The following is a 13868-nucleotide window of genomic DNA, read 5'->3' on the forward strand; positions in this document are numbered from 1 at the left end:
TTTTTACACAAATTTAAATAAAAAATTTGGCTTTCTGGAGGAAATCACATACGACATATTCAAAGTTATGTGTAAATTACACTTAACTCTAGTTATGTCGTATGTCAATTTCGTTAATTAGTGCATATTAAACTTTTTAAAATTAGATCAAGATGTTGTTAGTATATATAAAACAAAGGATTTTCTATTTTTAAGCAAAGAAAAAAGGCAAAACTATTTTTAAATAGTTTTGCCTAACTTCTAATATTTACTTTACCAATTATTTTAATGGTTCAATTACTAAATAACGATTTGGTTCTGTTCCTTCTGAGTATGTTTCGATATCAATTCGATTAGCTAATGCATTATGAATGATCTTTCTTTCATAAGATGGCATCGGTTCGAATGCAACTTTTCTACCAGTTCTTACAGCTTTATCTGCCATACGATCTGCTAAACTTTCTAATGTAGATTGGCGTCTTTCCCGGTAGTTTTCAACGTCTAATGTGAGTGAAATAAATGTTTTTGCAACATTATTAATAACTAATTGCGTTAACTGTTGTAAAGCATTAAGCGTAGCACCATGTTTACCGATTAACAAAGCTGCTTTTTCACTTTCTAGTTTAAATAATAAACGTTTGCCTTCATATTCAGAATGTATTTTTAAATCGTGGATATCCATTTCCTTTGCAATATTAAATATATATTGCTTTGCTTTTTCAACTGGATCTTCCTCTTGCATTTTAGAAACATTGTTTTGAGTTTCAACTGGTTCAACTTGTTTACTTTCTTGCTCTTCTTCACTTTCAACAAGTTCAACTGTTTTTTTCTCGATTAATTCAGTAGTTTCAACCGGTTCATTTTGTACTGGTTGAACAACTTCATTTTGTTCAATTTCTTTCGGTTCTTCTTCTTTTACTGTTACTCGTACTTCAGCTGGTTTTGCACCAAAACCTAAAAATCCTTTTTTACCTTCTTGTAAAACTTCAACATCTACTTGTTCACGTGTTACCCCAAGTTTCTGTAACGCTAAGTGAAGCGCTTCCTCAACGTTTGCACCTAATTGCGTAATTTGTTTCACTTTTTCGCTCCTCCTGTTGTAGCAGCTTCTTTATTTCTATTCCAAGGTTTATAAATTACAAGGTTTTGTATTACTGAAACCATATTTCCGACAACCCAATATAATGATAATGCAGCTGGTAAAACAATACCGAAACCTACAATCATTAATGGCATAATGTACATCATTATTTTCATTTGAGGGTTGTCCATTGCAGGGCCTGTCATAAGTACAACATATTGAATTAGACCTGCTAAGACTGCTAGTACAATACTTGGTTCACCAAGTGGGAATACTAAAAATGTTCCTAGTGGGAATAAATCAGGTGTTGCATTCATACGGCTGATTGCATGGTAGAAACCAATTAAAATCGGCATTTGAACTAAAATTGGCAAACATCCAGCTAGAGGATTTACACCAGCAGTTTGCATTAGAGCCATCATTTCTTGTTGGTACTTTTGTTGAGTAATGGCATCTTTAGAAGCATACTTTTGTTGCAATTCCTTCATTTTTGGTTGGATTTCTTGCATCTTTTTAGAACTTTTAACTTGTTTAATTGTTAATGGAAGAATTACTAAACGAATAATAATTGTTACAGCAATAATCCCTAAACCGTAAGAGCCTAGTAAATCAGCAAAAAATTTGATGAATGAAACTAATGGCCAGACGATGAATTCATTCCAGAATCCTTTACTTTCTGCCGATATTGGCTGATCAAATTCTGTACAGCCTGATAGTAACAATACTACCGATAGGAGCGACAGAATTACCCAAAAATTTTTCTTCAACCTTCTTCCTCCTAAAGCACTATTCAATTTTTACAATTATGTTTAATCCGGTGTATCGTCCGATAAATTTAACTTAAAATGATAAAAATTTTAGATTTATACAAAAAAATTGACGGACGCTAACACTAGTAGTACAACTAACAATCAGTAATAATTAAAAACCCTCACTGATAGATAGTTTCACTGCATTTTAGCTATTTTACCATGTGATGAAAAATCACTCTACTATTGTTTCAATTTTCCAAATGAAAATTACTGTTTTTTTAATACTTTTGCTATTTTAAGTACATGTTCTAGGCTTTTTTTCGTCTCATGAAAATCTAAATTGGCCGCCGGATTCCTGGCGATAATAACATAATCCATATCTTGTCTTAATTGATCTTTTAATTCTAAAAATGCTTGTCGGATGTACCTTTTAACTTGTACACGTGTGACCGCTTTACCAATCTTTTTACTAACGGATAAGCCAATTCGAAATTCTTCTTGTCCTTCTTTTTGTAAGCAATAAACTACAAACTGACGATTTGCAAAGGATTTTCCCTTTTTAAATACCTTTTGGAAATCCTCATTCTTTTTAACACGTTGACGTTTTTTCATTTCTTCACCTAACCTAGCCTCAAAAGTACAATGGTAACGTTTTCTCTATTATTTAAACCACAATAAAGAAAAAAAGACCACTGATGAAGCTCAGTGGACTTATGCTGATAATACTTTTCTTCCTTTACGACGGCGAGCAGCTAATACTTTACGACCGTTTTTCGTACTCATACGTGCACGGAAACCATGTACTTTACTATGTTTACGTGTTTTTGGTTGGTATGTGCGTTTCATATATAGAACACCTCCAAATGAAAGTTTTTATTTAAGTTCGTCTGGCATATTTGATACTAAGTTTTTTGAGATAACTCAAAACAATCTATTGATCCGCCAGAGGTATTTAACTTCATTCATCTCACCACGGATCTCGCGTGAGACTTCTGTATCTATCGCAAGCTTTTAATAAAAGATCAAAAGGATGCACCTGTCATTTTCTTTAGTGCAAACAAAGCATGTGCTGAATGAAGTTAAATCTCTATTCAACATACAGACCACAATATTATATATAAATTCTATCGTCAATGTCAATCATTGAAATAATATACGAACTACCTTTCATTTATCCACAATTATAACCGATTTTTATAAACACATACTGTGTATTAATTTTTAATAGATTTTTTTATCCACAACACTTAATAACACCTTCTACACATACTAAGCTGTTGTGGAAAACTGTCGAGTGCATAAATATACATTGTGTGGATAAGTTTCATCAGCTATTGAAATGACTATATTTTTTTGTTACGATTATTGTGTTTTCCCTTGTGGAATATTTTATTCGAAATTCATTTATCCACAATTGTTAATAACTTGTGGACAAAGTTTTGCACTAGATATGGGTAATAGTTATCCACAGTATGTGATTTTGTGTAATAACTGAAAATATAAAATGAAATTTTTTAATTTAATTTATGTAAAGGAGACGAAGGCTTGGAACATTTAGAAGAATTATGGAACAATGTCCTGGCTCAAGTTGAACAAAAAATTTCAAAACCAAGCTTTGAAACATGGTTAAAATCAACAAAGTTGCTTTCATATAAAGGAACGAACGTAATAATTGCTGCACCGAATTCATTTGCTCGCGATTGGCTAGAGAATCACTATGTCCATCTAATCGCGGGTATTTTAGCTGAATTAACAGGTGAAGATTTGTTGATTAAATTTGTTGTTCAAAAAGATCAGGATAGTGATGACTTTGAATTACCTGCTCCAATTATCCAAGCAAAAGATACAGAGCATTACGATAGTTCTGCAGGAATGCTCAATCCGAAGTATACATTCGATACATTCGTAATTGGTGCCGGTAACCGATTTGCTCATGCTGCTTCACTAGCAGTAGCTGAGGCACCCGCAAATGCTTATAACCCATTCTTTATCTATGGAGGGGTTGGTTTAGGTAAAACCCATCTGATGCATGCAATAGGACACTATGTATTAGAACACAATCCGAACGCTAAAGTTGTTTATCTCTCATCTGAGAAGTTTACAAATGAGTTTATTAACTCTATTCGTGATAACAAGGCAGTAGATTTTCGTAATAAATATAGAAATGTAGATGTCTTGTTAATAGATGATATTCAGTTCCTAGCTGGAAAAGAATCAACTCAAGAGGAATTTTTCCATACTTTTAACACATTACACACTGAATCTAAACAAATTGTTATCTCTAGTGACAGACCACCTAAAGAAATTCCAACATTAGAAGATCGTTTACGTTCTCGATTTGAATGGGGATTAATAACTGATATTACTCCTCCAGATTTAGAAACGAGAATAGCTATTTTGCGTAAAAAAGCAAAAGCAGATGGCCTAGATATTCCAAACGAAGTAATGCACTATATTGCCAATCAAATTGATACAAATATTCGTGAACTAGAAGGTGCTTTGATAAGAGTTGTTGCTTATTCCTCTCTAGTAAATCAAGATATTTCTGCAGAATTAGCACAGCAAGCTTTAAAAGATATTATTCCAAACTCTAAACCGCGTATAATTACAATCCTTGATATAAAGGAAGTAGTTGGGGAGCATTATCAAATTAAGTTAGAAGATTTTGCGGCAAAACGTCGTACAAAACAAATTGCATTTCCAAGACAAGTAGCTATGTATTTATCTCGTGAATTAACAGACTTCTCATTACCAAAAATAGGGGAGGAGTTTGGAGGTCGTGATCACACTACTGTAATTCACGCTCATGAAAAAATCGCCAAAATGCTAAAAGAGGATCAGCAATTACAACAAGATATTAAACAAATTCGTAGTGTATTAGGAAAATAAGGTTGTGGATAATTCTATAAGATGTACACTTGCTTATGAACAAGTTGTTAACATGTGAATAAGTAGGTGTTTTATAGGAAATTTTAGTTTATCCACAAATCCACAGGGCCTACTACTATATCTATTAATATCTTTTAAATAATATAATTAATAAGAGAGGTATAATTAATGAAATTTGATATTATGCGAGACCGTTTGTTGGATGGGTTAAATGATGTCATGAAGGCAGTTAGCTCCAAAACGACAATTCCCATTTTAACCGGCATAAAAATTGATGTAACCGAAGAAGGATTACGTTTAACTGGTAGTGATGCAGATATTACCATTCAAACGTTTATTCCTATTGAGGAAAATGGAGATCAACTAATTAACATTAGTGAACCAGGTTCAATTGTTTTACAAGCAAGAATGTTCAACGAGATTGTACGTAAGTTACCAACAAATGATGTTGAAATTGAAGTATCAAATGGTTTCCAAACACATATTCGTTCTGGTAAATCTGAATTCCATTTAATTGGTCTAGATCCAACCGAGTATCCATTATTACCTGAAATTGAAACAGACCAACAATTTTCAATCCCTGCTGATTTATTAAAAGCAGTGATTCGTGAAACTGTATTTGCTGTTGCGACTTCTGAAAGCCGTCCTGTATTAACAGGAGTTAACTGGAACATTCTTGGGGAAGAGTTAATTTGTGTTGCTACAGATAGTCACCGTTTAGCTCGTAGAAAAACAAAACTTGAACAATTGCCAAGTGATGTAAAATCAGTAGTCATTCCAGGTAAAAGTTTAAACGAATTAAACAAAATCCTTGGTGAATCAACTGAGCCAGTCCAAATTGTAATTACAAGTCAGCAAGTATTATTTAAAGCTGAGAATGTTTTATTCTTCTCACGTTTGTTAGAAGGGAATTACCCAGATACATCACGTTTAATTCCGGAAGATTTTAAAACAAATATTACTATTAACGGAAAATCCCTTTTACAAGCAATTGATCGTGCTTCATTACTTGCTCGTGAAGATAGAAATAATGTGGTACGTTTCGAAACTCTTGAAGGTAATGTTGTTGAAATTTCTTCTAATTCACCAGAAATCGGTAAAGTAGAAGAACAAATTCAAGTACAATCCCTTGAAGGCGAAAATTTAAAAATCTCATTTAGTGCAAAATACATGATGGAAGCACTAAAAGCGATTGATGGACAAGATGTTGTAATTCAATTCACTGGAGCAATGCGTCCATTTATTTTACGTTCTGTTCATGATGATGCAATTTTACAATTGATCTTACCTGTAAGAACTTATTAACATATTTTTTTTGAAGGTAGTCGAATTTCTTCGGCTATCTTTTTTGTTTCTAAATAACAAAATACATTTTTTGGTAATTTTAATTTTTTACCCTGTGTATAAGTAATTCATCAATTCGATTAAATTAAGAATGAAGTGTGTCTTTCTAATCTAATCTTGGCGTAAAGCATAAAAATTAGGTATGATATAGAGATAGATGTATTGTAAATCGGAGGATGAACAAGCTTTGAATGAAATTGTAATTGATACTGAATTTATCACCCTTGGTCAAGCTTTAAAACTGACGGACTCAATTAGTTCAGGTGGAATGGCTAAATGGTTTTTACATGAATATGACGTCTATGTGAATGGTGAAGTTGACCAACGACGTGGTCGTAAATTATATGCTGGTGACGTTATTAATATACCCGGTAATGGCCGATACGTGATTGTAAACAAGAACGGAGATAAGTAATGATCATTGAACGTTTACAACTTACGAATTACCGTAATTATGAATCGTTAAAGTTAGACCTTTCACCCAAAATTAATGTCTTTATCGGTGAAAATGCCCAAGGTAAAACAAACGTAATGGAATCCATTTATGTTTTAGCAATGGCAAAATCACACCGCACAAGTAATGATAAAGAATTGATACGTTGGGAATCAGACTATGGTAAAATAGAAGGTGACGTGCAAAATCGTTACGGTAATTTCCCAATGGAATTAACTATTTCAAAAAAAGGGAAAAAAGGTAAAGTAAACCACCTCGAACAACCGAAATTAAGTAACTATATTGGTCAAATGAATGTCGTCATGTTTGCTCCTGAAGACCTGAACGTAGTAAAAGGAAGCCCACAGGTAAGAAGACGGTTTATCGACATGGAAATCGGTCAAATCTCTCCTGTTTATTTACATGACCTTTTAACATTTCAAAAGTTATTAAAACAAAGAAACCATTTATTGAAACTAAATCAAGGTAAGTCAACGATAAATGATATGCTTTTTGATATTTATACTGAGCAATATATTCAATCAGCAGTCCAAATTATTCGTAAAAGATTTCAATTCGTTGAACTTTTGCAAGAATGGGCAGAAAAAATCCACTCGGGGATCTCTCGTGGCCTTGAACATTTAATGATTAAATATCGTCCAATTACAGGTATGAATCCCGAATGGAATGCGGAAGAAATGGCTACATATTTGGAAAAAAAATTATTTGAGATAAAGCAAAAAGAACTCGATCGAGGCGTAACGTTAATAGGTCCACATCGGGATGATTTGCAATTTTTTGTTAATGATTATGATGTTCAAACATATGGGTCACAAGGACAACAACGCACAACAGCATTATCACTTAAACTTGCTGAAATTGAGTTAATAAAGCAAGAAACAAAAGAAACACCAATTTTACTTTTGGATGATGTTTTGTCTGAATTAGATGACCATAGACAATCTCATTTACTAAATACGATTCAAGGTGAAGTCCAAACGTTTGTTACGACGACAAGTATTGATGGAATTCATCATGAAACAATTCAACATGCAAAAATGTTTCATGTGAAACAAGGTACAATAGAGTACTAATATTTTGTTTATTCAGGGAATTTTAGTTATTTTGAAAAAGTTTTGTTAATTTGTAGCATACTAAGTTTGAAAGAGCAGGTGAATATGGTGGCTTTAGAAGAAGAAAAAGTTCAACATGCTTATGATGCTGAACAGATACAGGTATTAGAAGGTCTTGAGGCTGTACGTAAACGCCCAGGAATGTATATAGGATCAACAAGCTCTAAAGGTTTACACCATTTAGTTTGGGAAATCGTAGATAACAGTATAGATGAGGCTTTAGCTGGATTTTGTACGGAAATTAAAATCGCTATTGAAAAAGACAATTGGATTCGTGTAGATGATAATGGTCGAGGGATTCCGGTAAGTATTCAAGAAAAAATGGGAATGCCTGCAGTTGAAGTAATTATGACTGTATTACACGCAGGAGGTAAATTTGGTGGCGGAGGATATAAAGTATCCGGTGGACTCCATGGTGTAGGTGCATCTGTAGTAAATGCCTTATCTGAAATTACTGAAGTGTATGTAAAACGTGATGGTCATGTTCATTCAATTAAATTTGAGCGCGGTAAAACTGTTCAGCAATTACAAGTGATTGGTGATGCAGATGAGACAGGGACAACAACACGTTTTAAACCAGATGCAGAAATTTTTAAAGAAACTACCGAGTTTGAATACGACATTTTAGCTACACGTGTTCGTGAGTTAGCATATTTAAATCGTGGAATTCGCATTACAATTTCAGATGAACGTGGAGAAGAAGTTCGATCTGAATCATTCCACTTTGAAGGCGGAATTCGTGAATATGTAGAACATTTAAACGATGGAAAAGAGCCTTCTCATGATCCTATAGATATTATGGGTGAAAAAGACGGTATTACTGTCGAGATTGCAATGCAGTATAACGAAGGATATTCATCAAACATTTATTCCTTCGCAAATAACATTAATACGTATGAGGGTGGAACACACGAGTCAGGCTTTAAAACTGCATTAACTCGTGTGATTAATGATTATGCGCGTAAAAATGGGTTATTAAAGGATTCTGATACGAATTTAACGGGTGAAGATGTTCGTGAAGGATTAACAGCAATTATTTCTGTAAAACATCCAGATCCGCAATTCGAAGGTCAAACAAAAACAAAATTAGGAAATTCAGAAGTGAGTCAAATTACAAACTCACTATTCTCTGATGGATTTGAACGTTACTTATTAGAAAATCCTACAGTTGCTCGTAAAATTGTTGAAAAAGGTATGATGGCTTCTCGTGCTCGTTTAGCTGCAAAAAAAGCACGTGAATTTACACGGAAAAAATCCGCATTAGAAGTATCAAGTTTACCTGGTAAATTGGCTGACTGTACTTCAACAAATCCTGAAGAATCTGAAATCTATATTGTAGAAGGTGACTCTGCGGGTGGTTCCGCTAAGTCTGGTCGTGACCGTTGGTTCCAAGCAATTTTACCGTTGCGCGGTAAAATACTAAACGTAGAAAAGGCAAATCTTAATCGTATTTTATCCAATGCTGAAATTCGAGCAATGATTACTGCATTTGGTACGGGTATTGGTGAGGAATTTGATTTAGAAAAAGCTCGTTATCATAAAATCGTTATTATGACAGATGCCGACGTCGATGGTGCGCATATTCGTATTTTATTGCTAACGTTCTTCTTCCGTTTCATGCGTCCGTTAATTGAGGCTGGTTATGTATACGCAGCTCAACCACCTTTGTATCAAGTAAAACAAGGTAAACATGTTGAGTACTGTTATTCAAACGAAGAACTTCAAGAAATTTTAAATCGTTTACCACAAAATCCAAAACCAGTTGTACAACGATACAAAGGTTTAGGAGAGATGAACGCAGAACAATTGTGGGAAACGACAATGGATCCTGAACATCGTACACTTCTTCAAGTACAGTTAGACGATGCAATTAAAGCAGATAAAATTTTCCAAGAATTAATGGGTGATGAGGTAGAACCTCGTAGAAACTTTATCGAAGAAAATGCAGTCTATGCAGAATTAGATGTTTAATCACCTAAGGAAAGGAGGTTACCATTTTGGCTGAAAATGAACGCAGTGGTGTTAAAGGTATTAAAATTAGTGAGGAAGTAGAAAAATCGTTCCTAAGTTATGCGATGAGTGTAATTGTTTCTCGTGCTTTACCTGATGTACGAGATGGTTTAAAACCAGTACATCGTCGTATTTTATACGGAATGCATGAACTTGGAAACTATTCAGATAAACCATATAAAAAGAGTGCACGTATTGTAGGAGACGTTATGGGGAAATACCACCCACACGGTGACTCCTCTATTTATGATGCGATGGTTCGTATGGCACAAGATTTTAGTTATCGTTATATGTTAGTTGATGGACATGGTAACTTTGGTTCTATAGATGGTGATGGTGCTGCTGCCATGCGTTATACGGAATCTCGTATGTCGAAAATTACGATGGAAATGTTACGAGATATTAATAAAGATACGATTGATTATCAAGATAACTATGATGGTAACGAGAAGGAACCAGTTGTATTACCTTCTCGTATTCCGAATTTATTGCTAAATGGGGCTTCTGGTATTGCCGTTGGGATGGCGACAAATATTCCTCCTCACCAACTTGGAGAAACAATTGATGCAGTTATAGCATTATCCCAAAACCCGGATATTACAACAGAAGAATTAATGGAAATTATCCCTGGCCCAGACTTCCCAACAGGTGGAGTGATTATGGGACGCAGCGGTATCCGTCGTGCTTACGAAACAGGTCGTGGTTCGATTACTGTTCGCGCGAAAGTTGAGATCGAAGTCCAATCCAATGGGAAAGAAACGATTATTGTTAGTGAACTCCCATACCAAGTGAACAAAGCAAGATTAATCGAAAAGATTGCTGAATTAGTACGTGATAAACGAATTGATGGAATTACAGCATTGAGAGATGAATCTGACCGACGTGGTATGCGAATTGTTATGGAAATTCGTAGAGATGCAAATGCAAATGTAATTTTAAATAACTTATATAAACATACAGCGATGCAATCAAACTTCGGTGTCAATATGCTTGCTTTAGTAGAAGGCCAACCTAAAGTACTTAGCTTGAAAGAAGTACTGTACCATTATTTAGAACATCAAAAAGTTGTTATTACACGTCGTACACAATTCGATTTAAGAAAAGCTGAAGATCGTGCACATATTTTAGAAGGATTGCGTATTGCTCTTGATCATATTGATGAAATTATCAACATTATTCGTTCATCTAGATCAGGGGATGAGGCTAAACCAGTTTTAATGGAGCGCTTTAATTTAAGTGAACGACAAGCACAAGCAATTTTAGATATGCGACTTGTTCGTTTAAGTGGATTAGAACGTGAAAAAATTGAAAATGAATATAATGAACTTCAAGTATTAATTCGAGAGTTAAAAGAAATTTTAGCTGACGAGGAAAAGTTAGTTCAAATTATTCGTGATGAAATAACTGAAATTAAAGAAAAGTATAACGATACTCGCCGTACGCAAATAACTGCAGGCGGTCTTGAAATGCTAGAAGATGAGGATTTAATCCCTCGAGAGGATTCTGTAGTAACACTAACGCATAATGGTTACATAAAGAGACTAGCATCTAATACCTACAGAAGCCAAAAACGTGGCGGCCGTGGTGTACAAGGAATGGGAACAAATGAGGATGACTTTGTTGAACATTTACTATTCACTTCAACGCATGACGCTATTTTGTTCTTTACATCAAAAGGGAAAGTGTATTTAACAAAAGGATACGAAATTCCTGAATACAGTCGTACAGCAAAAGGATTACCAATTGTAAACTTATTAAATTTAGAAAAAGAAGAAAAAGTAACAGCAATGATTCGTTCAGAATCTTATCAAGAGGATGCTTACTTTATCTTTACGACTAAAATGGGGGTTACTAAACGTACTCCGCTTTCACAATTCGCTAACATCCGTAAAAACGGTTTAATTGCAGTAGGGTTACATGAAGATGATGAATTAATTTCTGTTCGATTAACTGATGGAACGAAAGATATTATTATCGGTACAAGAGATGGAATGCTTATTCGCTTCAAAGAAGAGGATATTCGTTCTATGGGACGTACAGCAGCAGGAGTGCGCGGCATTAAGTTACGTGAAGGTGACTATGTAGTAGGTATGGAAATTATCGAACCTGGACATGAAATTTTAGTTGTAACTGAAAAAGGTTACGGTAAACGTACACCAGAATCTGAATATCGACTACAAAACCGCGGTGGTGTTGGTATAAAAACGATTCAAATAACAGAGAAAAATGGACCAATGTGTGCTGTGAAGACAGTAGACGGGACAGAAGATGTAATGATTATTACGATCAACGGTATTATTATCCGTATGGACGTAAATGACATTTCTGTTATTGGACGCTCTACGCAAGGTGTTCGTCTGATCCGTTTAGGTGATGAAGAACTCGTAGCAACAGTGGCTAGAGTGAAAAAAGATGAAATAGATGAAAACGATGAAGAATCAGATGACGTTAATAGTGAAGAAAATGAACAAAATACAGATGATTCGTACGTAGAAGAATAGTTTTACAAATGGGCTATAGATTATTGATATTTTCAATATCTATAGCCCTTCTTTTTGCAACTAAATAATACATATTTTTGAATTAAAAAATATAGTATAATTTGATTATTAAATAAATTATTCTTTCTAGTAAAAAGGAGGTAGTTAACTGTTGGATGCATCTTATGTTCAAGTTGATGAAAGTTATTTAGGAAAAATAGTAGCTGAAGATATTTTTGCTAATACAAGAAGACCAATAGTAACTAAAAATTCAATAATAACTCCGGAATTATTACATGTACTTAAAGTTTTTCAAGTTCAAAAGGTTTTAATTTTAAAAGAGAATAGAATTGAAAACGAAAAAACAACGCAAGAAAATTTAAACAAAGTAGACGATACATATAATATTATTGAAGATACATTTAAAACCCATTATCTGGAAGCTGTAAGCCAATTTAAAAAGGAATTTACTAGTTGGCAGTCATTAGCTAAAGTAGATATTGTAAAAATTCGTGGTATTATTCTACCGTTAGTTGAAGAGATTTTAAGTGACCGAACGCGACTCTTCGACTTAAATCAATATTCAAACCCAATTGAATATACATATCATCATAGCATTGCTACAGGTTTAATTAGTGCAGTTCTTGCACAAAAGCTTGGCTATGATAAGGGGACTACATTACAAATGGCAATCGCGGGGACACTAGCTGATAGTGGTATGTCAAAAATCCCGCCTCGCATTATTGAGAAAAAAGGTGCATTAATTCAAAGTGAATTTACTGAAATTAGAAAGCACCCAGTGTATAGTTATCAGATGGTAAAAGATTTACCAGCATTGAAAGATAATATGAAGAAGGCAATTATTGAACATCATGAACGTTTAGATGGAAGTGGGTATCCTCGAGGATTAAAAATCGATAATATTTCACCATTCTCTCAAATAATTGCTGTAGCTGATACTTTCCATGCTATGACTAGTGAAAGAAGTTATCGTGCAAAAGAGTCACCATTTAAAGTAGTTGAATTGATTAAGGAAAATGAGTTTGGTAAATTCGATATAAGAGTAGTACAAGCATTAATGAGTATTGTTGTAGATTTACCAATAGGTATGAAAGTAGAATTATCTAACCTTGAACGTGCGGAAGTAATGTTTATTAATAAATATTCTCCTACACGTCCTTTAGTAAAACTACTTAAAACCGGTGAAATTATAGATCTTTCAACTGATCGTAATCTATATATCATAAAAATAATAACTAATTAATATATTTTGTTGACATACTCATAATATTATTATAATATTTAAAGCCCAGCAGGTAAGTTGGGCTAATTATTATATATATCTAGTAACACATAACTTTGCTAGAATAAATAAAAAATATTTTATTTAAAAAGTATTGACTTATAAAATGAAAGTTGATATGATAATTAAGTCGCCAAGAGGTGACGCCAAATGAACCTTGAAAACTGAACAACAAAACGTTAATGAATTAAACGTTTCTACAATATAGAAACAAAAAATTTGGACATCAATTATGATGCCAGTTTGAATTTTGAGCTTAACTCAAATTCACCATTTTATGGAGAGTTTGATCCTGGCTCAGGACGAACGCTGGCGGCGTGCCTAATACATGCAAGTCGAGCGAACCTTTTAAAAGCTTGCTTTTGAAAGGTTAGCGGCGGACGGGTGAGTAACACGTGGGCAACCTGCCCTATAGTTTGGGATAACTCCGGGAAACCGGGGCTAATACCGGATAATACAATTTA

The 13868-nt window shown here is 34.0% G+C and carries 11 protein-coding genes and 1 rRNA gene; 8 read left to right on the forward strand and 4 right to left on the reverse strand.

All coding sequences use genetic code 11. From position 1 onward, the window contains the following. Positions 1–259: 259 nt before the first annotated feature. The 4 genes from jag to rpmH form a co-directional block, all read right to left on the reverse strand. A complete protein-coding gene (gene jag / locus CRO45_RS09330; protein WP_097149388.1) occupies positions 260–1060 on the reverse strand; it encodes an RNA-binding cell elongation regulator Jag/EloR in 801 nt (266 codons plus the stop codon). Next, on the reverse strand, positions 1057–1827 hold the full coding sequence (yidC, locus tag CRO45_RS09335; protein WP_097149389.1) for a membrane protein insertase YidC: 771 nt from the start codon (positions 1825–1827) through the stop codon (positions 1057–1059). Before yidC ends, jag begins: the two co-directional genes overlap by 4 nt. Positions 1828–2079: 252 nt before the next feature. Continuing rightward, complete coding sequence (gene rnpA / locus CRO45_RS09340; RefSeq protein WP_097149390.1) at positions 2080–2424, reverse strand: ribonuclease P protein component; 345 nt, start codon at positions 2422–2424, stop codon at positions 2080–2082. A 99-nt stretch (positions 2425–2523) separates the two neighbouring features. Beyond that, positions 2524–2658, reverse strand: a complete 135-nt coding sequence (gene rpmH / locus CRO45_RS09345; RefSeq protein WP_097149391.1) for a 50S ribosomal protein L34 — start codon at positions 2656–2658, stop codon at positions 2524–2526. 699 nt (positions 2659–3357) lie between these two features. Between rpmH and dnaA the strand changes: the two genes are divergently transcribed. The 8 genes from dnaA to CRO45_RS09385 form a co-directional block, all read left to right on the forward strand. Continuing rightward, positions 3358–4701 carry a chromosomal replication initiator protein DnaA gene (gene dnaA / locus CRO45_RS09350; protein ID WP_097149392.1) on the forward strand — a complete coding sequence of 448 codons (1344 nt, stop codon included), beginning with the start codon at positions 3358–3360 and terminating at the stop codon, positions 4699–4701. A 168-nt stretch (positions 4702–4869) separates the two neighbouring features. Further along, positions 4870–6006, forward strand: coding sequence for a DNA polymerase III subunit beta (gene dnaN, locus CRO45_RS09355; protein ID WP_097149393.1), 1137 nt, complete (start codon positions 4870–4872; stop codon positions 6004–6006). A 226-nt stretch (positions 6007–6232) separates the two neighbouring features. Continuing rightward, entirely contained in the window at positions 6233–6460 is a 228-nt protein-coding gene (gene yaaA, locus CRO45_RS09360; RefSeq protein WP_097149394.1) for a S4 domain-containing protein YaaA, read from the forward strand. Continuing rightward, positions 6460–7572, forward strand: coding sequence for a DNA replication/repair protein RecF (gene recF, locus CRO45_RS09365; protein WP_097149395.1), 1113 nt, complete (start codon positions 6460–6462; stop codon positions 7570–7572). Before yaaA ends, recF begins: the two co-directional genes overlap by 1 nt. Positions 7573–7656: 84 nt before the next feature. Further along, positions 7657–9582 carry a DNA topoisomerase (ATP-hydrolyzing) subunit B gene (gene gyrB, locus CRO45_RS09370; protein ID WP_097149396.1) on the forward strand — a complete coding sequence of 642 codons (1926 nt, stop codon included), beginning with the start codon at positions 7657–7659 and terminating at the stop codon, positions 9580–9582. A gap of 26 nt (positions 9583–9608) precedes the next feature. Further along, positions 9609–12122 carry a DNA gyrase subunit A gene (gene gyrA, locus CRO45_RS09375; protein ID WP_097149397.1) on the forward strand — a complete coding sequence of 838 codons (2514 nt, stop codon included), beginning with the start codon at positions 9609–9611 and terminating at the stop codon, positions 12120–12122. A 151-nt stretch (positions 12123–12273) separates the two neighbouring features. Further along, positions 12274–13365, forward strand: coding sequence for an HD-GYP domain-containing protein (locus CRO45_RS09380; RefSeq protein ID WP_097149398.1), 1092 nt, complete (start codon positions 12274–12276; stop codon positions 13363–13365). Positions 13366–13678: 313 nt separating this feature from the next. Then, positions 13679–13868: ribosomal RNA gene (locus tag CRO45_RS09385) — 16S ribosomal RNA — on the forward strand; the annotation flags it as partial.

Source organism: Ureibacillus acetophenoni (genome assembly GCF_900220965.1).
Classification (GTDB): Bacteria; Bacillota; Bacilli; order Bacillales_A; family Planococcaceae; genus Ureibacillus; species Ureibacillus acetophenoni.